At 59.9% G+C, this 23,345-nt stretch carries 22 protein-coding genes and 1 tRNA gene; 6 read left to right on the forward strand and 17 right to left on the reverse strand.

What is annotated here, in order from left to right; all coding sequences use genetic code 11:
- The 7 genes from rnc to rpoZ form a co-directional block, all read right to left on the reverse strand.
- A complete protein-coding gene (gene rnc, locus ACQY1L_RS09785) occupies window positions 1–717 on the reverse strand; it encodes a ribonuclease III (RefSeq protein ID WP_430240771.1) in 717 nt (238 codons plus the stop codon).
- Window positions 717–1,472, reverse strand: a complete 756-nt coding sequence (gene lepB, locus ACQY1L_RS09790) for a signal peptidase I (protein ID WP_062454754.1) — start codon at window positions 1,470–1,472, stop codon at window positions 717–719. Before lepB ends, rnc begins: the two co-directional genes overlap by 1 nt.
- Window positions 1,473–1,672: 200 nt before the next feature.
- Window positions 1,673–2,080: a holo-ACP synthase gene (acpS, locus tag ACQY1L_RS09795; protein ID WP_062453390.1), complete on the reverse strand. Its 408-nt coding sequence runs from the start codon at window positions 2,078–2,080 to the stop codon at window positions 1,673–1,675.
- Between the two features lie 15 nt (window positions 2,081–2,095).
- Complete coding sequence (locus tag ACQY1L_RS09800; RefSeq protein WP_430240772.1) at window positions 2,096–2,725, reverse strand: DUF2062 domain-containing protein; 630 nt, start codon at window positions 2,723–2,725, stop codon at window positions 2,096–2,098.
- Window positions 2,726–2,914: 189 nt separating this feature from the next.
- Window positions 2,915–3,067, reverse strand: a complete 153-nt coding sequence (locus ACQY1L_RS09805) for a DUF3563 family protein (RefSeq protein ID WP_082471869.1) — start codon at window positions 3,065–3,067, stop codon at window positions 2,915–2,917.
- Window positions 3,068–3,225: 158 nt separating this feature from the next.
- Window positions 3,226–5,487, reverse strand: a complete 2,262-nt coding sequence (locus tag ACQY1L_RS09810; protein ID WP_113167359.1) for a RelA/SpoT family protein — start codon at window positions 5,485–5,487, stop codon at window positions 3,226–3,228.
- A gap of 136 nt (window positions 5,488–5,623) precedes the next feature.
- Window positions 5,624–6,031, reverse strand: a complete 408-nt coding sequence (gene rpoZ / locus ACQY1L_RS09815; protein ID WP_062454756.1) for a DNA-directed RNA polymerase subunit omega — start codon at window positions 6,029–6,031, stop codon at window positions 5,624–5,626.
- A 279-nt stretch (window positions 6,032–6,310) separates the two neighbouring features.
- On the opposite strand from rpoZ, the gene ACQY1L_RS09820 reads away from it, so the two are divergent.
- Complete coding sequence (locus tag ACQY1L_RS09820) at window positions 6,311–6,889, forward strand: NYN domain-containing protein (protein ID WP_062453393.1); 579 nt, start codon at window positions 6,311–6,313, stop codon at window positions 6,887–6,889.
- 62 nt (window positions 6,890–6,951) lie between these two features.
- On the opposite strand, the gene ACQY1L_RS09825 is transcribed toward ACQY1L_RS09820, so the two are convergent.
- The 3 genes from ACQY1L_RS09825 to dapA all read right to left on the reverse strand — a co-directional run bounded on the left by ACQY1L_RS09825 (window position 6,952) and on the right by dapA (window position 9,506).
- A complete protein-coding gene (locus tag ACQY1L_RS09825) occupies window positions 6,952–7,920 on the reverse strand; it encodes a lysylphosphatidylglycerol synthase transmembrane domain-containing protein (RefSeq protein WP_092661804.1) in 969 nt (322 codons plus the stop codon).
- A gap of 115 nt (window positions 7,921–8,035) precedes the next feature.
- Complete coding sequence (gene smpB, locus ACQY1L_RS09830; protein ID WP_430240773.1) at window positions 8,036–8,512, reverse strand: SsrA-binding protein SmpB; 477 nt, start codon at window positions 8,510–8,512, stop codon at window positions 8,036–8,038.
- A 109-nt stretch (window positions 8,513–8,621) separates the two neighbouring features.
- Window positions 8,622–9,506 (reverse strand): 4-hydroxy-tetrahydrodipicolinate synthase, encoded by an 885-nt coding sequence (dapA, locus tag ACQY1L_RS09835; RefSeq protein WP_430240774.1) that lies wholly within the window; start codon window positions 9,504–9,506, stop codon window positions 8,622–8,624.
- A gap of 233 nt (window positions 9,507–9,739) precedes the next feature.
- Here dapA and ACQY1L_RS09840 point away from each other — a divergent pair, with 233 nt between their 5' ends.
- Window positions 9,740–11,899 (forward strand): transglycosylase SLT domain-containing protein, encoded by a 2,160-nt coding sequence (locus tag ACQY1L_RS09840; protein ID WP_430240775.1) that lies wholly within the window; start codon window positions 9,740–9,742, stop codon window positions 11,897–11,899.
- 90 nt (window positions 11,900–11,989) lie between these two features.
- Here the strand turns inward: ACQY1L_RS09840 and ACQY1L_RS09845 are convergent, their stop codons facing one another.
- The 6 genes from ACQY1L_RS09845 to ACQY1L_RS09870 form a co-directional block, all read right to left on the reverse strand.
- On the reverse strand, window positions 11,990–13,048 hold the full coding sequence (locus ACQY1L_RS09845; RefSeq protein WP_184654826.1) for a porin: 1,059 nt from the start codon (window positions 13,046–13,048) through the stop codon (window positions 11,990–11,992).
- 339 nt (window positions 13,049–13,387) lie between these two features.
- Window positions 13,388–14,440, reverse strand: a complete 1,053-nt coding sequence (locus tag ACQY1L_RS09850; protein ID WP_092661800.1) for a porin — start codon at window positions 14,438–14,440, stop codon at window positions 13,388–13,390.
- A 418-nt stretch (window positions 14,441–14,858) separates the two neighbouring features.
- Window positions 14,859–15,926 (reverse strand): porin, encoded by a 1,068-nt coding sequence (locus ACQY1L_RS09855; protein WP_062453399.1) that lies wholly within the window; start codon window positions 15,924–15,926, stop codon window positions 14,859–14,861.
- 359 nt (window positions 15,927–16,285) lie between these two features.
- Window positions 16,286–16,376 (reverse strand) — tRNA-Ser (locus tag ACQY1L_RS09860).
- Between the two features lie 85 nt (window positions 16,377–16,461).
- A complete protein-coding gene (locus ACQY1L_RS09865; protein ID WP_062453400.1) occupies window positions 16,462–17,259 on the reverse strand; it encodes an aldolase/citrate lyase family protein in 798 nt (265 codons plus the stop codon).
- Window positions 17,260–17,288: 29 nt separating this feature from the next.
- Complete coding sequence (locus tag ACQY1L_RS09870) at window positions 17,289–18,509, reverse strand: NAD(P)/FAD-dependent oxidoreductase (protein ID WP_430261846.1); 1,221 nt, start codon at window positions 18,507–18,509, stop codon at window positions 17,289–17,291.
- Window positions 18,510–18,741: 232 nt separating this feature from the next.
- Between ACQY1L_RS09870 and ACQY1L_RS09875 the strand changes: the two genes are divergently transcribed.
- Both ACQY1L_RS09875 and ACQY1L_RS09880 read left to right on the forward strand, forming a co-directional pair.
- Window positions 18,742–19,089 carry a hypothetical protein gene (locus tag ACQY1L_RS09875; protein WP_062453402.1) on the forward strand — a complete coding sequence of 116 codons (348 nt, stop codon included), beginning with the start codon at window positions 18,742–18,744 and terminating at the stop codon, window positions 19,087–19,089.
- 121 nt (window positions 19,090–19,210) lie between these two features.
- Window positions 19,211–20,320 carry a pyridoxal phosphate-dependent aminotransferase gene (locus tag ACQY1L_RS09880; protein ID WP_430240776.1) on the forward strand — a complete coding sequence of 370 codons (1,110 nt, stop codon included), beginning with the start codon at window positions 19,211–19,213 and terminating at the stop codon, window positions 20,318–20,320.
- 190 nt (window positions 20,321–20,510) lie between these two features.
- On the opposite strand, the gene ACQY1L_RS09885 is transcribed toward ACQY1L_RS09880, so the two are convergent.
- The gene (locus ACQY1L_RS09885; RefSeq protein WP_062579770.1) at window positions 20,511–20,777 is read right to left on the reverse strand and encodes an SEL1-like repeat protein; all 267 of its coding nucleotides are present in this window, start codon (window positions 20,775–20,777) and stop codon (window positions 20,511–20,513) included.
- A gap of 520 nt (window positions 20,778–21,297) precedes the next feature.
- Here ACQY1L_RS09885 and ACQY1L_RS09890 point away from each other — a divergent pair.
- Both ACQY1L_RS09890 and amn read left to right on the forward strand, forming a co-directional pair.
- Window positions 21,298–21,648 carry a DUF2147 domain-containing protein gene (locus ACQY1L_RS09890; protein ID WP_062579766.1) on the forward strand — a complete coding sequence of 117 codons (351 nt, stop codon included), beginning with the start codon at window positions 21,298–21,300 and terminating at the stop codon, window positions 21,646–21,648.
- A 176-nt stretch (window positions 21,649–21,824) separates the two neighbouring features.
- Window positions 21,825–23,327, forward strand: coding sequence for an AMP nucleosidase (gene amn, locus ACQY1L_RS09895; protein WP_062453407.1), 1,503 nt, complete (start codon window positions 21,825–21,827; stop codon window positions 23,325–23,327).
- Window positions 23,328–23,345: the final 18 nt, after the last annotated feature.

Genomic DNA, 23,345 nt, shown 5'->3' on the forward strand with positions numbered 1-23,345 from the left:
TCAGTCTTCAGCAGAGGTCTTCTGCCAGACGCCTTCGCGTTCGAGTATCCGGGTGGCAGCCACCTGTTCGGCTGCACGTTTCGACCGGTCGGCGCCCGTTTCGGGCGAAACACCGGGAATCTCGACCGTCACGGTAAAGCGCGGGTCGTGATCCGGGCCGGAGCGGTCGTCAATGCGGTAGGACGGGGTCACACCGAATTTGGCATGTGCCCATTCCTGCAATTCCGTCTTGGCGTCGCGGCGGGCGCCATCGGCGCGGGTCGCACGCGCCTTCCAATGACGCAGAATGAAACCGCGGGCAGCTTCCAGTCCGCCATCCAGATAAAGGGCGGCAATCAAGCTCTCCACCACATCGGCGCGGACGTTCATCATCCGCTTGCCGGTGATCTTCTTGACGTCGGCGCCGGTTCGGATGAAACGGTGCAGTTCCATCTCGTCTGCAACAATGGCACAGCTTTCGGCGCTGACCAACTGATTAAGGCGCACAGACAGCTCACCTTCCGGTGCGGACCGGAAGGTGGTGAACAGAAGTTCGGCAACGCAGAGCCCGAGCACACGGTCGCCCAGAAACTCCAGACGCTCGTAATTGGCATCCTTGGCAAGACCGACGCTGGCATGGGTCAGCGCCCGGTCAAGCCACTGCTTCTCGGAAAAGACATGGCCGATTATCGTCTCGAGACGGCCGCGTTCTTCTTCCGAGAGTGAGAGCGGTTTCATCAATGAACGCCCTTGAAGAGACGGTCCCAACGCATGTTGGACGGCCATTTCCAGATCTCGCGGAAGGACGTGTCGTTGCCGAGCGAGAAGAAGATGACGCTGGCGCGACCGACGAGGTTTTCGGCCGGAACCATGCCCGGACCTTCGTCAAAGCGGCTGTCGAGCGAGTTGTCGCGGTTGTCGCCCATGAAGAAATAGTGTTCCGCCGGCACGACGAACTCGCGGGTGTTGTCGCCGCGCGAGCTTGGGGACTGGTCGAGCGTGTCAAAGGTCACGCCGTTGTCGAGCGTCTCGCGGAAGACCGGAACGTTGGTGCCGGGATCGGAGCGGTAGTCGGATGTGAAAGCGCCGTCGCCCTGCTTGGGTACAGCGGTTCCGTTGACGAAGAGCACGCCGTCGCGAACCTGGATGCGGTCACCGGGAAGGCCGATCAGGCGCTTGATGTAATCGATCTCGGGCTGCTGCGGCAGGCGGAACACAATCACGTCGCCGCGCTTCGGCTCGCTGAACTGAAGGACGCGGCCCTCAAACAGGTCGGGCGAGAACGGCATCGAATATTTCGAGAACCCGTAGGCGAACTTGTTGACGAAGATATAGTCGCCGACCAGGAGCGTCGGCATCATCGAGCCGGACGGAATCGTGAAGGGCTGGAACAGGACGGTGCGGATCACCATAGCCAGCAGCAAGGCCTGGATGATGACCTTGATGTTTTCCCAAAGGGCATTCTGCGGCTTCGTCTCGGCGTTATCGGACACGTATTTCAATCTCTCTCTTCACGGCGGATGGCTACCTGTGTGAAACGTGCCGCAATCTTCGAGAGATCACGCCCGCCGTTCAGGTCATTCCTGCGTGGCACCTTGTAGCTACAAAACCGCTGCGCGCTTTTGCGGGACATGCTTTAGCGTCTTCACAGAGCGGCGGCAATGGGCCACCGCTTCGCCAAATTCGGGTACGCTCACGGAGCGGCCACCGGTCGCGCCTCAATGATCACGAAGGCCTGCGCATAGGGATACTCGTCGGTGATCGTGACGTGGATGAAAGGCTCCTGACCGGCGGGCATCAGTTCCGCCAGCCGCTCGCCCGCGCCACCCGTCAACACCATGGTCGGCTTGCCGCCCGGCAGGTTGACAACGCCCATGTCTTTCCAGAACACGCCGTTTGCAAGGCCGGTGCCGAGGGCCTTGGAGCAGGCTTCCTTGGCGGCGAACCGCTTGGCATAGGATTCGGCGCGGTTCTTCCGACGATCGGACTTTGCGCGCTCGATATCGGTGAAACAACGATGGGTGAACCGTTCCCCGAAACGTTCGATGGATTTTTCAACGCGTCGAATGTCGATCAGGTCGCTGCCCATGCCGATAATCATGAAATTCCCTCTCTCTCAAGCATCGACTGACTTGCGGTCTGACGGCCGCGCCGTCAAGTTCCCCGGCTGATATTCCCGCTCATAGGCCTGCTGATATTCGCTGCGGCGGGCAAGGCGACGCTCCGTCTGGCTGTTGCGAAAACTGCGGATTCCGAAATAGGTCGCGACATAGACAAGCAGTCCGCAGAACAGTCCGGGAGGCAGCGAGCCGATCAGCATCGGTTCCAGGATCGGGTCCCAGAGTTCCGATAGCTTGAGCTGGGAAAACAGCGCCGCTAGATCGACCGGCCGCGCTTCGCCGCCGCCAGCGCGGCCAAGGATGAACTGGCCGATTTCCCACGTAAGGGGCCAGATGATGGGACAAGTAACGGGATTGGCGAAGGCCGTGCCAAGCGCCGCAGCGACCATGCTGCCGCCCAGCACCCAGGCAAAAGGAATCGCAAAAAGGATGTGGAAGCCGAGAAAGGGTGTCCAGGCGCTGACCATGCCGATGGCAAGACCGGCAGCAACCGCATGCGGCGAACCGCCGATGCGCAAGATCTTAAGCCGGTAATATCCGAGCACACGGCGGAACCCCTTCGGGGGGAATATTGCGCGATGCAGCTTTTCTCGGAAGGTCGGGGCTTTGCGGCGCCGAAAGGGCATGAAGCAGCTTCTTTCTGGTTCGGTCCGGCGAAGGATCCGAGAACCATCATCTCAGTTCGGAAACGGTCTTCGTAGCGGAAGCCCAAGATGATGGCGAAAATTGGCCGCTGGCATCGGGCCGCTTCGCGCACGGCCCCCGGATAGATCTACTGCACGACAGACGACCGAGCCGCTGTCATGTCATTGAATTCAGATGGACTTGCGAAACATGCCACGGTCGATCTGGCGAACGCGGTGCTCGAGATCGAAGCGATCGCAGGCTTCATTGAGGTATGCCATTTCGCGTTCCTGGACGGAAGGGCCGCGCAGGACGCGGGCGAACTTGCGGACGGAGGTAAACATCTGACGTCTCTTTCGGTAAATGTTGCGGTGCAGCAGATATAGGCTGAACCAGCGGGCTTTACCAACGCAAGGGTTACCTCCCAGCCCTGCATTGAATGCATACCCTCTCAAAGCGAGCGCACTCAAAACAGGCAGTCCGCGTCGACGGTCGGCTGGGGTTAGTCGTAGACACGCTTCAGGTTGGAAACGCAGTCCAGTTCCTTCAGCTGCGTCAGGAGCTGGTTGAGCTGGCGCACGTCCCAGACTTCGACTTCCATGGCGATCTCGGAGAAATCGGCGGCGCGATTGCTGGCCATCGACAAGGATCGGATGTTGATGTCGAGACCGCCGATTGTCTTCGCGACCGTCGCAAGGGTGCCTGGCTCGTTGATCGTGTTGACGTCGATGCGGGCAAGAAAACGCGACTTGTTGGCCTCGTCGAGATCCCAGCGCACATCGATCCAGCGCTCCGGTTCCTCATCGAAGTGCTGCAGGATCGGCGCCTGGATTGGATAGATGGTGATCGCCTCGCCCTTGTCCATGATCCCGACGATACGGTCTCCGGGCACGGCGCCGCTCGGTGCGAAACGCACCTGCATATTGCCGGCAAGACCGCGGATCGGAACCGGTTCCGGGCTCAACGCAACGACATCGCCGGCATTGACGGCCGTCTGGGCATCCTCCAACGGTGCCTTTGGCTGGTTCGGCAGCTTGAACATCATGCCGGACGCACTTCGCATGTTGAACCAGCCGTCATCGGCCGATGGCTTCACGGTAACGCGTTCATCCTTGAAATCAGGGAAGACGGCGCGCAGCACGTCGAGCGACGACAGCTCCCCTCGCCCGACGGCAGCGATCGCATCCTCGACATCCTTGTGGGCAAGCCGATGCAGAGCAGGCTTCAGCGCCTCGCGGGTAAAGGTCTTTGCGGCGCGATCGAAGGTGCGCTCCAGAATGCGATAGCCGAGGCCGGCATACTGTTTGCGGATCGCCATGCGGGTAGCGCGGCGGATGGCCGAGCGGGCCTTGCCGGTGACGACGATTTCTTCCCAGGCGGCCGGCGGAACCTGCACGCCCGAGCGGATGATCTCCACCTCGTCACCGTTGTTCAGCCGGGTGACAAGCGGCATGATACGGCCGTTGATCTTGGCGCCAACCGTGGTGTCGCCGATATTGGTATGAACCGCATAGGCAAAGTCGATCGGCGTGGCACCGCGCGGCAGCGCGATCAGCTTTCCCTTGGGCGTGAAGCAGAAGACCTGATCCTGGAACAGTTCGAGCTTGGTATGCTCCAGAAATTCTTCCGGATTGTCGCCTTCGGCAAGCGACTCGATCGTATGGCGCAGCCAGGAATAGGCGCTCGATTCCTTGGGCAGAAGATCGTCGCCCTTGGCACCACCCGACTGGCCGTCCTTATAGAGCGCATGCGCGGCGATCCCGTATTCGGCAATCTCCTGCATCATCTCGGTACGGATCTGCAATTCGATACGCTGCCTGGACGGGCCGACGATCGTCGAGTGGATCGAGCGATAGTCGTTCTGCTTCGGGTTGGAGATGTAGTCCTTGAAGCGGCCCGGCACGACGCGCCAGCGGGTATGAACGATGCCGAGCGCCTTGTAGCAGCAGGCGACGTCGTCGACGACGATGCGGAAACCGTAGAGGTCGGAAAGCTGCTCGAAGGACAGCGACTTCGACTGCATCTTGCGGAAGATGGAATAGGGCTTCTTCTGGCGTCCCTTGACGGCGGCGTCCGGCAGGCCGTTGGCGACGAGAAGATCGCGCAACTCGTCCTCGATCTTCTTGATCAGCCCTTCGTTGCGGGCCGAAAGATCGGCCAGCCGCTGGGTGACAGTCGCATAGGCTTCCGGGTTGATGTAGCGGAAGGACAGGTCCTCGAGCTCGTCGCGCATGTCCTGCATGCCCATGCGGCCGGCCAGCGGCGCATAGATATCCATCGTCTCTTCGGAAATGCGTGCCTTCTGCTCAGCCTTCATATGGTCGAGCGTGCGCATGTTGTGCAGCCGGTCGGCAAGCTTGACCAGCAGGACGCGCACGTCGTCGGAGATCGCCAGCAGCAGCTTGCGCAGGTTCTCGGCCTGCTTGGCCTTTTTCGAGACGAGATCGAGACGCTTGAGCTTGGTCAGACCCTCGACGAGACGACCGATATCCTCGCCGAACAGTTCATCGATCTCGGCGCGGGTCGCAGTCGTGTCCTCGATCGTATCGTGCAGCAACGCGACGGCGATCGTCGACTCGTCGAGATGCATGTCGGTGAGGATGGCAGCCACTTCGAGCGGATGCGAGATATAGGGATCGCCAGAGGCACGTTTTTGCTGGCCATGCTTTTGCATGGCGTAGACATAGGCCTTGTTGAGAAGAGCTTCGTTGGCCTCGGGCTTGTACTTTTGTACCCGCTCAACAAGCTCGTACTGCCTCATCATCCCGTGAAATGCCCTCGATACCGGGTCCAACAAAATAAAAATGGCGCGCCAACCATCAGATCAGCGCGGCCATCATAGCTATCAAGCCAGATTAGGGCGAGAGAATGAACGGTCCCTTGCCCAAACAATGCATCAATCAGTAATCGTCGCTCTTTTCCGGCGGCACGAGGCCTTCGATACCGGCGAGAAGGTCTTCTTCCGACATCTGGTCGAAATTGACGGTTTCCGCAGCGCCGTCTTCCTCGTCGTTGCCAGAGGCTGTCGACGTGCTGCCGGCAGCAATCAGGGTTGCCGGATCGGGCTCGGGCTCGTCGATCTCGACATGCTTCTGCAGCGAATGGATCAGGTCTTCCTTCAGGTCGTCGGGAGACAGCGTTTCGTCGGCGATTTCGCGCAGTGCGACGACCGGGTTCTTGTCATTGTCGCGATCGATGGTGATCGCTGCGCCCTGCGAGATCTGGCGGGCACGGTGGCTGGCGAGAAGCACCAGCTCAAAACGATTATCGACTTTGTCAATGCAATCTTCTACTGTGACACGGGCCATTGCCTGTCCTTTGCGGTCGTTATTTTCGGAATTGCTACGTCCGATACAGCCATTGCCGGCGAAATTCAAGTTTATTCATGCCGACTGCCGCATGCCGCCGACCGTGGTGGCGATGACTCTGGCCAGATTCAACGAAAGGTTGCTTGGATAAAAGCGAATCCTACCATAAATGACATTTATATGATTAGCTGGTAATTTAACCGATAAATACCTAAGCGATCGGCTCAACTTTTCATTTGACGGGTCCTTGGTCAAGCAGCTTGAAGGGGATGGAGACATATGTTTGACCCAAGAGAGAAGATAGCTCTCTTTATCGACGGTGCTAATCTTTACGCGGCCTCGAAAAGCCTTGGTTTCGATATTGATTACCGTAAGCTTCTGAAGGCTTTTCAGAAGCGCGGCTATCTGTTGCGTGCCTATTACTATACGGCGCTGATCGAGGATCAGGAATATTCGTCGATCAGGCCGCTGATCGACTGGCTGGATTACAACGGCTACAAGGTTGTGACAAAGCCCGCCAAGGAGTTCACGGATTCGCTTGGCCGCCGCAAAATCAAGGGCAACATGGATATCGAGCTCGCGATCGATGCGATGGAACAGGCCGAGACCGTTGATCATCTCGTGCTGTTTTCGGGCGATGGCGACTTCACCAATCTTGTCGAAGCGCTGCAGCGCCGCGGTCGCAAGGTCTCGGTCGTTTCGACGATGCAGACGCAGCCGCCGATGATCGCCGACGACCTGCGCCGGCAGGCCGATCATTTCATCGATCTGATGACACTGAAAGCCGAAGTGGGCCGCGATCCATCGGAACGCGCACCACGGCCGACGGAGCCTGCTCCCGAACCGGCCGAAGGCTGAGATCATCCCCGGAAAGAAAAAAGGCGCCGTTCGACGGCGCCTTTTTTTGTTGGGGAAAACGACTAGGCCGAATGCGGCTCCGGCGTCACCGAAGATGACGCCCCCTGCCCGGCGCTGCGCTTTCGTGCACGAAACACGCCCTCGACGATCAGGGCCAGGGGAAGCCCGATAAAGAACGGAATGAAGAAGTAGATCACTCGGAACGCGACAAGCGAACCGATCGACGCCTGATCGCCCATCACGTGGCGAACGGTTGCCTCGAGGACTCCAAGGCCACCCGGCGCATGGGTAATGAGGATTGCCAGATTGGCGAGCACGAACGCGGTCGCGGCCTTCAGGTAGCTGACATCGGCGCTCGCTGCCATGACTTCGCGCAGACAGGCGGATACGAGCGCGAAATTGATCGTGCCGATCACCACCTGTGCGATGGCGATCCTGAGCGTCGGCATCTCAAAGCTCCAGGAGCGGATCTTCAAAGGCGCGCGCACCGTTGCCGCGAGGATGAGATATACACCCGTCACGGCGAGGCAGGCAAAACCGATCCCCATGACCATCGCCTCCGACAGCCGCAGGACTGTTGCGGCATCCTTCGGATTGATGATCATCACGATACCCGACAGAACGGCCATGCCGATGCCGACAGTGACACCGGAAAACAGGACGATCTTGGCAACGTCCTCGGTGCTCATGCCCCAGTGATGATAGTAGCGATAGCGCAGCGCGCCACTGCTGAGACCCGACAGGCCGACACTCTGACCGATCGACAGCGCGATGAAGGAGGCAAGGCCGATCTTGGGATAGGAGAGGTCGTTCTTCACATAGCGCACGCCGGCCCAATCGAAGCCAGACAGGCAGACATAGGACCCGGCGGCAAACAGGCCCGCCATGACGAGATTATAGGTCGGGATATCCCGGACGGACTGGACTATGTCGCTGAGCGAGTATTCGCGGAACGTGTGGTACAGAAGGTAGCCGGCGGCGCCGAAGCCGATGACAATCGTGATGTAGGTAAAGATCTGCTTCTTCGTCATCGCCCACTTGCCCCAAAATAACGAGCTGAAACGGGCGATGTGTGGTTTTGTTCCGCAGTGAGGGTTCTCCAGCTCGCTCGAGCACGCGCTTAACGCGACGCCCGACCGGTCAGCCTCAGCCGGCCTTGAAAAGCCGCGACTTCTCGCGGTTCCAGTCGCGTTCCTTCTCGGTCTCGCGCTTGTCGTGCAGCTTCTTGCCCTTGGCGAGCGCCAGTTCGAGTTTCGCGCGACCCTTTTCATTGAAGTAGACCTTCAACGGCACCAGCGTCATGCCTTCGCGGTTGATTCCGACACGCAGGCGGGAGATCTCGCGCTTCGACAAAAGCAGCTTCCGGCGACGGCGCGGCTCGTGGTTGAAGCGGTTGGCCTGCAGATATTCCGGAAGATGGCTGTTGATCAGCCAGATTTCATTGCCTTCGTCTGAGGCGTAGGACTCGGCGATATTTGCCTTGCCGTCACGCAGCGACTTAACCTCGGTGCCGGTCAGCATGATGCCGGCTTCGTAGGTATCGAGGATCTCGTAATTGAAACGGGCCTTGCGGTTTTCCGCGACAATCTTGTTCACCGTGCGCTGGCTGCCTTTGGGGGCCATTGAAATCTTCCGTCGCCCTTCATCTGAAACACAATCCCCGCCCATGGGCGATGAGCGGGGTTCGATTTCTATATAATGCGCCAGGCAGCAAAAGTGAAGCGCTGCGGCTTCAGTTCAGGATACCCGCATGACGCAGTGCTGCATCAATGGCAGCTTCCGTCGCCGGTTCCAGCGTCGACATCAGTGGAGAGCGGACGGCGCGGTTCAGACCGCGGACCTTGTAAAGCCCGTATTTCGAACCGCAGACGCCGGGCTCCATGAAGATCGCCTTGTGGAGCGGCATCAGGCGATCCTGATACTCGAGTGCCTTGGCATAATCGCCGGCAAGCGTGGCGGACTGGAACTCGGCACAAAGCCGCGGCGCGACATTGGCCGTCACCGAAATGCAGCCAACGCCACCATGGGCGTTGAAGCCAAGTGCCGTCGCATCCTCGCCGGACAGCTGCACAAATTCCGACCCGCAGGTGATGCGCTGTTCGGAGACGCGCTCGATCTTGCCGGTCGCATCCTTGACGCCGACGATGTTCTTGTAGGCCTTGGTAAGGAAACCCATCGTTTCCGGGGTCATGTCGATGACCGACCGGCCGGGAATGTTGTAGATGATGATCGGCAGATCCGTGGCTTCGGCGACCGCGGAAAAATGCGCGATCAGGCCCTTCTGGGTCGGCTTGTTGTAATAGGGTGTGACCACCAGAAGCGCATCGGCGCCCGCGGTCTGCGCATGCTGGGCAAGCTCGATCGCTTCGCGGGTGTTGTTGGACCCGGCGCCGGCGATGACAGGGACGCGGCCGCGGGCGGCCTCGACGCACAGTTCAACGACCCGCTTGTGTTCGTCGTGCGAGAGCGTCGGAGATTCGCCGGTCGTGCCGACCGGGACCAGACCGGAACTGCCTTCCGAGATCGTCCACTCCACATGCGCGGCGAAAGCATCCTCGTCCACCGCGCCGTCGGTGGTGAAGGGGGTGACGAGAGCGGGGATCGATCCCTTGAACATGCAAAACTCCCAAAGGCCGAAGGGCACGGAACAATCCATGCTTCGGCCGTAATCCGCGACTATAAGGCTGGGCACCATAAATCGGCGACCGGGCGGCGACAAGCGGAAGTACATGGGTTTTCAGCGTAAATTCCACTTAAGAATTCGCGCGATCGTGACCGCTGTGGTAAGGTTTTGTTAAGCTTGTCAGCAGCTAATAAGGGGTCTGAAACATCGTTGTCGCGAGTTGCCGGATGAGCAAACCCGTTGTAATCCTCAAGACGCTCGGGGCAGCGCTGTCAATCAGCGTCGCGGTCCTGCCGGCTTACGCTGCACCTCCAGGTTCCAATGCAGGCGTCGCACCGCTCCCATTCGTGAGGCCGGACGCTCCCGCTGCAATCCAGGGCTTCACCACCGTTCCGACGCCCGTCCCTGCGCCACCGACAACACCACCGGCCACTCCGGCGCTGGTTCCCGTGCCTGACATTACCGGCGCAATCCCCAGGATGAACCGGCCGCTTGCGACGCCCGCTCCCGCCCCTGCTCTCAAGGCCGGTCTCGATGCACTCTCCGACAACGATGCCTCACAGGCGATCGCCATGCGCGACAGCCTGCCGGAAGGCTCGCTCGACGAAAAGATCCTGACCTGGGCGATTGCCACCTCGGGCGCCCGCAGTATTCCTTCGAGCGAAATTGCCGCTGCGCAGCGCAGGCTCGTCGGATGGCCGGGGCTTTCCACCCTGCGGGCGCAGTCCGAACGCGCGCTCTACCGCGAAAACCCGACGCCGGCCCAGGTGCTTGCCGCTTTCGGCACGACGAAACCGGAAACGCCGGAAGGTGCCGTCATTCTATCGAGGGCGTTGGTGGCAAGCGGCAAACATGCCGATGCCGGGCGCATCCTGAAAAACATCTGGGCATCCGAGCCGCTGGACAAGCCGATGGAAGACCGGATCCTTGCCGAGTTTTCTGCGCTTCTTTCGCCTGCGGATCACCGGGCGCGGATGGATTACCTGATGTACCGCAGCCGCGGCGCGCAGGCGAAGCGCTTTGCCGAGCTCGGCGGTTCGCAATCGCTCTACAAGGCGTGGAACGCCGTCATCGTCAACGCAAAGACGGCAGGACCGGCGATCGAGGCAATTGACCGTTCGCTGGCAAGCGATCCGGCTACCCTGTTCGTGCGGATCGAATATCTGCGCCGCCAGGACAAGTACCAGGAGGCCGCAGCGCTTCTTGCAAAGGCTCCGCGCGAAGCGGGCCGTCTGATCAACACCAGCGAATGGTGGAACGAGCAGCGAATCGTTGCCCGCGGGCTCGCCGATCTCGGCGATGTCAGGCTGGCCTACCGGACGGTGTCCGACCCAATGGCGGCTCTCTCCACCGACAAGGTGGATGCGGAATTCCATGCGGGCTGGTACGCGCTGCGGGCGCTCAACGATCCGGCCACAGCCGAAAAGCATTTCTCGAGGATTCTTGCCGCCTCGAGCCGTCCGCTCTCGGCATCGCGCGCGCTCTACTGGCTCGGACGCGCCGCGGAAGCTGGCGGACCGGGTTCCTCATCGGAATTCTACAGCCGCGCTGCCCGGTTCCCCGGCACATTCTATGGCCAGCTCGCCGCCGCAAGGCTGGGCACGCGGACGCTCGATGTCAGTTATCCGACGCCATCGGCAGCCGACCGGCAGATGTTCGAAAACCGCGAGGCCGTTCGGGCTATAGCAAGACTGGACGCCGCCGGCCACGATCGCCGGTCGGCAGCGCTTTACAAGGCACTTGGCGAAGAGCTGACAAGCCCCGGTGAACTCGCGCTGCTTTCGTCACGCGCGGAAGCGCAGGGTGACCATGCGCTGTCGCTCTCGATCGGCAAGAGTGCCTTTTCGCGCGGCATCGACGTTGCAGCGCTTGCCTATCCGCTCGGCGTCATTCCTACGGCTGCCAATATCGAGGGGTCCGGCAAGGCGCTTGCCTACGCGATCGCCCGTCAGGAAAGCGCGTTCAATCCGACAGCCGTGTCACCGGCCAACGCCCGCGGGCTGCTGCAAATCCTGCCGACGACCGCCCAGGGCGTGGCGAGGCGCCACGGGCTGGCGTTCAAGGCCGACCGATTGACCAGCGATGCCGGCTATAACGCGACGCTCGGTGCCCATTATCTGGGAGAGCAGATCGAGACGTTCGGCGGCTCCTACATCATGACCTTCATCGCCTACAATGCGGGGCCGAAACGGGTGAACGAGTGGATTGCCCGCTATGGCGATCCTCGCGGCAAGCCGATCGACGAAGTCGTCGACTGGATCGAGCGCATCCCCTTCCCCGAAACGCGCAACTATGTGCAGCGGGTAATGGAGAACTATCAGGTCTACAAGATCAGGCTCGGCCAGACGTCGGATATCGTGACAGACCTGCGGTTGGGACGCCGATAATCTTATCTTGCAGCGCCTGGTTCATCTGATCACACCTCAGAATGCAAAAAGGCCCGGCAATGCCGGGCCTTTCGGGTTTGATCGCAGGAATTAGAATGTGCGCTGGAAGCGCAAGAGACCCGACCATGCTTCGTCGTCGAGCGTGGCGTTGTTCCACTTGGTGTAGGCAATTTCCGGCTGGATCAGGAAGCCCTGGATCGGCGTCCACTGCAGGTTGGCGACAGCCGAAAGGACGTCGCTATCAGAGTAGGAAACCTGCATGTTGGCAGCAAGGTCTTCGTTGAACTCGTAACCGGCACCACCCCAGACGGCCCAATCACCCCAGCCGAAGCCATCAATGATTTCAGGTGCATAGGAGTTGAAGCTGTCGCCGTCGCTGTTCCAGCCACCCATGAGGAAGGCGGTGAACGCGCCGAACTTGCCGCCGACACGTGCCTTGACGGCACCTTCTTCAACCGATTCGTCGTAACCACCGGTTACGCCAACCATGAAATTGCCTGTGTCGTATTTCAGACCAGCGGCAACATTCGGCCAGTCGCTAGCGCCACCGGCGGTGTCGTTGTCGTTCTGGCCGTCGTCTTCGAGAGCGGCGAATGCCGAGAAGCCGTTGCCACCCTTGTAGGTGTAGGCAACCATGTTGACTTCGCTCGGGCCGTAATTGATGACGTCGTCGCTGTCGACGTTACCGGCGTAATCGATGAAGGATTCATAGAGCGAATCCTGCAGGCCGACCGCAAAGCCGCCGAGTTCGATCGTCGCAACCATCAGGCGCGTACGGGTATTTTCTTCGTAGCCGTAAGACGGGTTATGCGGATCGTAGTCGAAGCGCGCCGTGAGGTTGGTCTTTAGCGTGCCCATTTCGGTGTCCGAAGCGGTGCTGAGATAGAGCTCTGCGCGGCTGTTGGTGTAGAGACCATCGGCATCCGGGCTGTAAGCGCTGCCATAAGCGGCATCAAAACGGACGCGACCGCCGACCTTGAGGCAGGTTTCGGTGCCTGGAATGTAGAAGTAGCCGGTGCCGAACGCGTCGCAGACGCGGACGTATTCCATGGGTTCCGGTTCGGCGGCGACGATGGCGTCGGCGGCCTGAGCGCCGGAGACTGCTGCGAGGGCAGCAGCGGAGCCAAGAAGAAGGCTCTTAATGTTCATTTTGTAATCTCCAAACAAACGCAGATGAAACAATGCATGTCGTAAAACAAGGTCGTCCATGGAAGCAGGAATCACCCCGAGTCGCGTGGTCGGCTGCCGAGACGCTAGTCGTCGATCAACTTTGCGGCAACGAAATCGGCACTGTTGTGTCCATTAGCGCCTCAATCGAACCGGTCGGTGTTGCAAGCATTCATCAGTTTGTTCGTGTGTTCTAAATCGCTGGAGAGCGGACGATGCTGCGTTGCAGCGAATCATCAAGCGACCGCCCGAATCAAACGCCGAAACGCAAAAGGCCCGGCAGAAGCCGGGCCTTTCGTAAAACCAAATCCTTTTAAAGGATCAGAACGTGCGCTGAAGGCGAACCATACCAGCGAACTGGTCTTCGTCGATTGCATCCCAGCTGGTGTAGGAGATTTCTGGCTGGATCAGGAGGCCGGAAACCGGGGTCCACTGAACGTTACCAGTTGCTGCGAAGGTTTCGTTGTCCGTGTAGGAAAGCTGTACGTTTGCAGCAACCTTGTCGGTGAACTTGTAGCCTGCGCCACCCCAAACAGCCCAGTCACCCCAGCTCGTGCCGACGCTGTCGCCAGGCGCGTACTTGTTGGTGGTGTCGCCGTCTGTGTTCCAGCCACCGAGAAGGAAGGCCGAGAATGCACCGAAGGTGCCGGAGATGCGCGCCTTGATTGCGCCTTCTTCCTGCGACTCGTCGTAACCACCGACGAGCGAAGCAGCGAACGTGCCGCTGTCGTACTTGATACCGGCAACAGCATCCGGCCAATCGCTTGCGCCGCCTGGGATGTCGTTGTCGTTGGTGCCGTCGTCTTCGAGCGAGACTACAGCCTTGAAGCCGTTGCCACCGTCAAAGGTGTAGGTAACCTGGTTCAGTTCGAACGGGCCGTAGGAGATCACGTCATCGTTGATGACGTCGCCAGCGTAGCCGGAGAACGACGAATACTGCGAGTCAGCAAGACCAACCAGGAAGCCACCCCAGGTGATGTTGGCTTCGATCAGACGCGTGCGCGTGTTTTCTTCGAAACCAGCGGCCGAGTTGTGCGGGTTGTAGTCGAAACGAGCTACGATACGGGTCTTCAGTGCACCCCATTCGGTGTCGGAAGCTGTGTCGAGCGAGATGTGCGCGCGGCTGTTGGTGTACAGGCCATCGCTGTTTGGCGTGTAGGCATCAGCATAGCCTGCGTCGAAACGAACGTAACCACCGATCTTGAGGCAGGTTTCCGTGCCTGGGATGTAGAAGTAACCCGTGCCGAAAGCGTCGCAAACGCGAACGTATTCCATTGGCTCCGGCTCAGCAGCGACGATAGCGTCAGCGGCCTGGGCACCGGAAACTGCTGCGAGAGCTGCAGCGGAGCCGAGAAGAAGGCTCTTGATGTTCATATTTGACCTCCAGTCAAAGTTTCAAAAGGGGTGAGTAGCTTGCTGGAGCCAGCACATCTGCCCCTCCCCGCGACTCAAGAAACGGCGACGAACCGACGCGCTTCATGTCCCGAAGCTACGAGACCTTCCCAATTGTGACAAGTAAATCACAAGCTTCGATGCGCGTTTTTGGTGTTTATTTGCAAAAGTGTTGCAACGTTTCATCGCATTGGTTTCGAGCGTTAACCAACACTTAATAAACGGGCCGGGAATCGGCCGTCCGCGACGCGTTGAGGAACTGCTGACCACCTCAATCGCGGCAGAGAATCACCAGATGGCCGCGACCGATCACGACAGAAACAGCTGGCTGTTTCATTGCCCAAACGACAAAAGGCCCGGCGTGAGCCGGGCCTTCCGTGAAACAATCCTTGGGTAAGGATTAGAACGTGCGCTGAAGGCGAACCATACCGGTCCACTGATCGTCGTCCATCTGCGCGTTGTCGACGCTCGTGTACGAAACTTCTGGCTGGATCAGGAGGCCCGAAACTGGGGTCCACTTGACGTTTGCCGTAGCAGCAAGAACTTCGGAGTCGGTGTAGCCAACCTGTACGTTAGCAGCAACCTTGTCGGTGAACTTGTAGCCAGCGCCACCCCAAACAGCCCAGTCACCCCAACCAACGACTGCGTCGCCGTAGTTCGTGCCTGGTGCGTACTTGTTGGTGCCGTCGCCGTCCGAGTTCCAGCCGCCCATGAGGAAGGCCGAGAATGCGCCGAACTTGCCGGAGATACGGCCCTTTACAGCGCCTTCTTCCTGCGATTCGTCGTAACCGCCGACGAGCGAAGCAGCGAACGTGCCGTTGTCGTACTTAGCGCCGAGAACTGCATCCGGCCAGTCGCTTGCGCCGCCTGGGATGTCGTTGTCGTTGGTGCCGTCGTCTTCAAGCGAAGCAACAACCTTGAAGCCGTTGCCAGCGTCGAAGGTGTAGGAAACCTGGTTGAGTTCGAAAGGACCGTAGGAGATCACGTCATCGTTGATGACGTCGCCAGCGTAACCCGAGAACTGCGAGTACTGCGAGTCAGCGAGACCGACCAGGAAGCCGCCCCAGGTGATGTAAGCCTGGTTCAGACGTGTACGAGTGTTTTCTTCGTAGCCGAACTGCGGATGATGCGGGTTGTAGTCGAAACGAGCTACGATCTTGGTCTTCAGAGCGCCCCATTCGGTGTCCGAAGCGGTGTCGAGCGAGATGTGAGCGCGAGTGTTGGTGTACGAACCTTCGCGGTCGAGGCGGTATGCGTCGTTGTACTTAGCGTCGAAACGAACGTAACCACCAACCTTGAGGCAGGTTTCCGTGCCCGGGATGTAGAAGTAACCTGTGCCGAAAGCGTCGCAAACGCGAACGTATTCCATTGGCTCCGGCTCAGCAGCGACGATCGCGTCAGCAGCCTGGGCGCCGGAAACTGCTGCGAGAGCTGCAGCGGAGCCGAGAAGAAGGCTCTTGATGTTCATATTTGACCTCCAGTCAAAGTTTCATATGGGGATGGGTCTTTTGCTAAAGGCCAGCGTTCCCTGCCCGTCCCCGGGACTTTGAAAACGGACGAACCACCGCCGCGCTTCCGTGGTTCAAATTACAAATGCAGGCCGCGCATGCAATCGCGAACTGGCCATCCGCACCTTCTACCCACCTGCTTCACAAACCCGTGTTGCCGAAAGAGCACAAAAGCACCTCGGGCGACCGTTAAAAGTTTACGCATCGTTAAGAAACACATTGGAAAGCAGCCACTTAGGCTTCGCGCAAGGTTCAGCGAACTACGCGCGCAACAGCAATTCTAGGATCGCAAATCGATTGGGATTTTGAAGTTTGGGAATGGCGGAGAGGATGGGATTCGAACCCACGATACGGTTTTGCCGTATACTCCCTTAGCAGGGGAGCGCCTTCGACCACTCGGCCACCTCTCCGGTCCGGCCTGATTATTTCGGAACGTTGCCGATTGCAAGGTCTTTCGCAGGCCGATCCCGATTCGAGACCGGAATAGGCGTGGAATCAGTAGCTGGCAGGCCCTGCTCCGCCCGAACCGCGTCCATAGCGACCGGCGAGCGTCTTCAGCGCATTGGAATAGAGAGCGACATCGGCACCGACGGCCACGAACGTAGCGCCGAGATCGAGATAGCGGCGGTTGAGTTCTTCGTCGAAGGTCAAGATGCCGGCCGGTTTGCCGGCGGCGACGATTCGGCGAATCGCGTTCTCGATCACGTCCTGCACTTGCTGTGCACCGATCTGGCCGCGAAAACCCATGTCGGCGGAGAGATCGGCCGGGCCGATGAAGATTCCGTCGACGCCTTCGACCTCCGCGATTCGCTCGATATCATCGATCGCCGCCATGGTTTCGACCTGCACCAGAAGGCAGATCTCGTCTGCAGCCGTGTCTGTATAGTCCGCGATCGCGTTGAAGGCGGACGCGCGGGCAACGGCTGCACCCACGCCGCGCTTCCCCTCCGGCGGATAGCGGACGGCATCAACCAGTGCTTTCGCCTGTTCGGCCGAATCGACCATCGGCACCAGAAGCGTGCGGGCGCCGATGTCGAGCAGTTGCTTGATCATCCAGGTCTCGCCCATCGGCGGGCGAACGACGGCTTCCGATGAGGAGGAAGACAGGGCCTGCAGCTGCGCCATGATGCTGCGAAGATCGTTGGGCCCGTGTTCGCCGTCGATGACCAGCCAGTCGAAACCCGCATGGCCGGCAATTTCCGCCGGCAGCGGCTCGGCCATGTTGAGCCAGAGGCCGATCTGCGGCAGGCCGGCTTGCAAACGAGCCTTGAAGGCGTTTTTCGGTGCCGGCATGGTATCTCCTTCTAAAAATGCTGTCTTTGTTACGCGAGCAACTGCTTGAGGTCGGTCGCCGGATCGGCGATCAGCGCCTTGTCTGCCGTCAGGCCGTTGTCCAGCAGCTTCTTGCCGGTCACATAGGCCTTGGCGTCGTTGATCGCATCCACGGCGATCAGGCGGCCCTCGCGGAAATACCAGATCGAGACGCTGCCTTCCCGGCTGCCCGGCCGCATCACTGTCTCGTCGTAGCCGAGGTTGAACCCGGCGATCTGCAGCTTCACGTCATACTGGTCGGACCAGAACCACGGCTTTGCCTCGTAGGGCTCGGCTGACCCGGTCAGGGTCGCGGCAACCGATTCGGCCTGGTCGACTGCGTTCTGCACCAACTCGAGACGGATGTTGTTGCCCTTCCAGGGCAGCATGGCGCAATCGCCCATGGCAAAGATTGCCGGATCGGACGTGCGAGCATAGTCGTCGACGAGGATGCCATTGCCAACGTCGAGGCCGCATTGCTGGGCCAGCCGGTCGTTCGGCGTGACGCCGATACCGACGATGACGAAATCGATATCGATGACCGTGCCATCGGACAACTCGGCCCCGCGAACCCGGCCGTCCTCGCCGATCAGGCGGGTAAGGCCTGTCTTTTCCCGGATGACGACACCATGCTCGGCGTGAATGGCCCGCATCACGTCGGCGGTTTCCTTCGACGCGACTCGCTGGAGAATGCGGTCAGCCATCTCGATGAGCGTCACTTCAAGCCCGAGATGGCGGGCGACGGCTGCGGCTTCGAGGCCGATATAGCCACCGCCGATGATCAGAAGCCGGCGACCTGCCTTCATCTCGTCGGCGAGGAGATCGGCGTTGCGCTTGTCACGGACGGTAAAGACACCCGTGAGATCACCGCCGATGCTGGCTGGAAGGGTGCGCGGCGTCGAGCCGGTAGTCAGCGCCAGATGTTCATATTCGAGGACAGACCCGTCCTGCATTCGGATCGTCTTTGCATCCCGGTCGATTTCTTCGACAAAGGTCGAGAGCCGGAGCTCGACATCGTGTTCCGCAAACCAGGTTTCCGGGCGAAACGTCAGGCGGTCGAAACTCATCTCGCCCATCAGGTACTTCTTGGACAGTGGCGGCCGCTGATAGGGAATGACATCTTCGGAGCCAATCATCGTGATCGGCCGCTCATCCTTCAGCGCTCTCAGCTTGGCGGCGAGCGCGAACCCGGCCTGCCCTGCCCCGACGATCACCAATCTACCTGCTGCCACGCCCTGCTCCCATCGCGAAAAACTCGCGGCTGAAGGGGTAGCGCCGCCCCGGCGACCCGTCAACAGCCCGATTTCGGCACACTAACGGTGCAACTTGCGCAACGCGTGATCATGACGCGACGAAAACGCGCAGATCAGCGGCATTTTACCCATCTGTTTCAGAATGATTCATAAAAAGAGGAATAAAGTCATAGTCGAGGACGAGAACGAGGGAGGCGATCTGCCGGGTACGATGATGAAGGATACCGCACACGACCATGCTCATACGGGCGATCGGGCATTTGAAAAGTTTACGATAGACCGGCCCGGCCGGATCATCTTTGTCGGACACCATCTCTCGACCAATACCGCCTTCCGCTGCCTGATCCGGACCATCTCTCTTTATGGCGCCGAACTGGACGTCAGTCCCAGCCTGCCGGTACCGGCCAACTTCTTCCTGGAAATCCTCGGCATTCACGACGAAATCGGCTGCACCGTGATGCGCCGCGAAGAGGAGAAGGTCACGGTCGCCTTCAACATGCTGATCGATGCGGAATTCCTGCATCACGTCATCCGGCTTTCGTTCGAAACGAGCCACTAAGCCGGGTCGTCGTCAGGGGCATAGTTTTGCTCCATGTGCACCATCAGCGGCCTTGTCCGCCCTTGCACGCCGTTCAAAGCCCCCTATTGTGTGCGGACTTTTTGAACCGGATCCTGATATCATGTCTTCATTCTCGCGCTTCACGCCTCTCGTCGGCGCTCTTCCCGCGACCGTTCCCTTTGTCGGCCCCGAGGCCATTGAGCGCGCCAGAGGGCGTGCCGTGCAAGCCCGAATTGGCGCCAACGAGAACGGGTTCGGCCCTGCCCCGTCAGTCATCGAAGCCATGAAGTCCGCCGCCGCAGACAGCTGGAAATATTCGGACCCGGAGAATTACCAGCTGAAGCAGGCGCTTGCCGCGCATCTTGGCTGCAGCGCCGAAAACATTGCGATCGGCGAAGGCGTGGACGGTCTGCTCGGCCAGATCGTGCGGATGGTGATCGAGCCCGGAATGCCTGTCGTCTCCTCCTACGGCGCCTACCCGACCTTCAACTTTCATGTGGCCGGCCATGGCGGTAAGCTGGTAACAGTGCCCTACCGCGACGATCGTGAAGATCTCGACGCCCTGATGGACGCCGTCATCCGCGAAAACGCGCCGCTCGTCTATTTCGCCAATCCCGACAATCCGATGGGCAGCTGGAATGACGCGGAAAAGATCGTGTCCTTCGCGCGGGGCCTGCCGGAAAGCTGCCTGATGGTGCTGGACGAGGCCTATTGCGAAACGGCGCCCGATGGAGCGACACCGGAACTCGCAGCGATGATCGACCTGCCGAACATCATCCGCACCCGGACCTTCTCCAAGGCATATGGTCTGGCGGGTGCTCGCGTTGGCTACACCATCTCGACGCCCGACAACGCCACCGCGTTCGACAAGATCCGCAACCATTTCGGCATGAACCGAGTCGGCGTGGCAGCAGCACTGGCGGCACTGAAAGACCAGGATTATCTGGCTGAGGTGATCGACAAGATCAAAGCCTCTCGCGACCGGATCTCGGCGATCGCCCGGGCCAACGGGCTCGAGCCGCTGCCATCGGCAACCAATTTCGTGGCGATCGACTGCGGCCGCGATGGTACCCGTGCGCGGGCGATCGTCGACGGTCTGATGGAGCACGGCGTCTTCATTCGTATGCCGGGCGTGGCACCTCTCAACCGCTGCATCCGCATCAGCGCAGGACCGGAGCAGGATATGGCATTGCTGGAAGAGGTGCTGCCGAAAGTTCTGAAGGGTCTCTAGATCAGAAAAAGACCGCGCCGGCCTTGTTTCTGCCGGTCGCGGTCTTTTGATCTTCAGCGGCTGCGGTTTGTTGCCGGGAACAGCTCCGGTTCGCGCCGCGTCTCCATCCCGTTTTCTCTCTGGTAGGACCGTGTTCTTGATCGCCGGCCTTCTTCTGGGCCGGTCGCATGACTGAATATGCGCTTGCGCGTTAGTGGATGGTCATCCATTCGCGGGCTGCGCGCAGCGCTTCTGCAAGCTGCATCTTGGTCATCGTCGCGGCGAGATCGGCGCGCAATTCGGCGGCGCGGTCGCAGCCCTTGATCGCGGCGATGTTCAACCACTTGTGGGCAGAGACCAGATCGACCGGGCAACCCCGTCCGGTCGCATACATCAGACCCATGTCGCAGAGAACGTCTGCGCGAGCCTCGCCACCCATGGTGGCCATTTCGGAAGCATTCATTTCAAAGCGTGCCATCGGTTCGTATCCCTGTTTCGAGAACGTTGTTCTTGTCGTCTGCCCTGTTTTCCGTCGGGACCGTCGCTGTCTTGTGCAGCTTGTTGTCGGCCCTTCCGGGTGGCGGTTTGTGCCGCTCTTTGATGATTTGAGTATCCGCCAAAGCTTGCAAAAAGCGCCTAAAAAGCATGATTAATTTGCTGAAAACAAAGTGCAAACGCTTGGTAAACTTGGTTTCTTGTTAAACATCGCGGCCCCTGGCTATTAAGGGTTTTGCGGACATTTTTACGAAAAATTCAGATCTGGATTTCAACCCTTTCTTCACCACGAATTCGGGTCGCGTTTTCATCGCGTCGAAATAAACGCGCGTCGCTCGTCGAAAACGGCGGGAGATTCGGCTGATATTCCGCCCCATGCGCAGGCTCAGGATATTTACCTTTACGTGTGCGTAAGCTAGATTTTCCGCTGTTCGCGCGAGGAGGTGCGAACGCTCAGACATATGACCGGTGCGGAAGCGCCGGCTCCGGGAGGGAAAACCATCATGAAGCGCATTTCGATACTCGCAGCTGCTTTCTCATTCTTCGCCTTCGGCATAGCCGGCACCGGCCATGCGGCAGAAGCGATCGAGGGCAACTGGAAGACCGCGAGCGGCGAGACGGCAGAGATCGGCAAATGCGGCGGCGCCTTCTGCGTGACGCTGAAAACCGGCAAGCATGCGGGACGGCAGATCGGCAAGCTTTCGCCCAAGGGCGGCGACTATACCGGTGAGATCACCGATCCCGAGGCGGACAAGACCTATAGCGGCTCCGGCTCGGTCAGCGGCAATTCGCTCAAGATGAAGGGCTGCGTGATGAAGATCCTCTGCAAGTCGCAGACCTGGACGCGTCTCTGACGCTATCGTCGCGAAAGCCGCAGCAGCGTCTGCCCCGGCGATCCCGTCATTCACCTCGATATCGGTGGGCCGGGATCGCAGTCTTAACTTCGCAGTCGCATCGCGCCGGCGCGTTTCAGGCTGTTATCCTCGGCAGGTGTCGTTTGATTGTCGAAAACTTCCCATTATAATAGCGCATGAACACACGAATCTCTTCACTCCCCGCCCTTGCTTTCATCAGCCCGAGCCCTGTCGCGGCGCAGGCTTTCGACAATGCGGAAGCAGCCGTCGATGCGCTGACAGCGCTTTACGAGCGCAACACGTCCTTCCTGATCGATGCCTTCGGCGCACTTGCGAAGGGTGCGGCCGTGACCGGTCGATACCGCGCCTGCTATCCGCAGGTGATGATCGAGACCACGTCGTTCGGCCATGCGGATTCGCGTCTCTCCTATGGCCACGTGACGTCCCCCGGCGTCTACACGACAACGGTGACCCGGCCGAAACTGTTTCGCCATTACCTGATCGAGCAGCTCGATCTGCTCATTCGCAACCACGGCGTTCCCGTGATCGTGTCGGAATCGACGACACCGATCCCGCTGCATTTCGCATTCGGCGAAGGCGCGCATATCGAGTCTTCCGTCAGCAACGCGATGGCCGACATCCCGATGCGCGACCTGTTCGACACGCCGGATCTCAACAATACGGACGATCTTATCGCCAATGGCGAATACGAGGCCCCGTTCGGCGAGCCTGCGCCGCTTGCGCCGTTCACCGCGCAGCGCATCGATTATTCGCTGGCAAGGCTCAGCCATTATACCGCGACCGGGGCAGAGCATTTCCAGAATTACGTGCTGTTCACGAACTACCAGTTCTACATCGACGAATTCGCCGCCTGGGCGCGCAAGCTGATGGCGGAAGGTGGCGACGGGTATACGGAGTTCGTGGAGCCGGGCAACATCCTCACCACCGCCGGCAACGACCGGCCGGAGAACCCGGGCACGATCCGGATGCCGCAGATGCCGGCCTATCACCTCAAGAAGGGCGATCATTCCGGCATTACTCTCGTGAATATCGGCGTCGGGCCTTCCAACGCCAAGACGATCACCGACCATGTCGCCGTGCTGCGTCCGCATGCGTGGCTGATGGTGGGACACTGCGCCGGCCTTCGCAACAGCCAGCGGCTGGGTGATTACGTGCTGGCCCACGCCTATGTCCGCGAAGACCACGTGCTCGATGACGACCTGCCCGTGTGGATCCCGATCCCGGCGCTTGCCGAAGTGCAGCAGGCGCTGGAAAGCGCCGTCGAGGAAGTGACCGGTTACGAGGGTTTCGAGCTGAAGCGGATCATGCGCACCGGCACAGTGGCGACGATCGACAACCGCAACTGGGAACTGCGCGACCAGCGCGGGCCGGTAAAGCGGCTTTCGCAGTCGAGAGCGATCGCGCTCGACATGGAATCGGCAACGATTGCCGCAAACGGCTTCCGGTTCCGTGTGCCCTATGGAACGCTGCTCTGCGTGTCCGACCGGCCGCTGCATGGCGAACTGAAGCTGCCCGGCATGGCGACGGCGTTCTACCGGACCCAGGTCAGCCAGCATCTGCAGATCGGCATCCGTGCCGTGCAGAAACTGGCCGCCATGCCCACTGAGACGCTGCATTCGCGCAAGCTTCGAAGCTTTTACGAGACGGCTTTCCAGTGACAGCGGGTTAAATCGCGT

This window comes from Neorhizobium sp. DAR64862/K0K3, from assembly GCF_050500185.1.
GTDB classification, from domain to species: Bacteria; Pseudomonadota; Alphaproteobacteria; order Rhizobiales; family Rhizobiaceae; genus Neorhizobium; species Neorhizobium soli.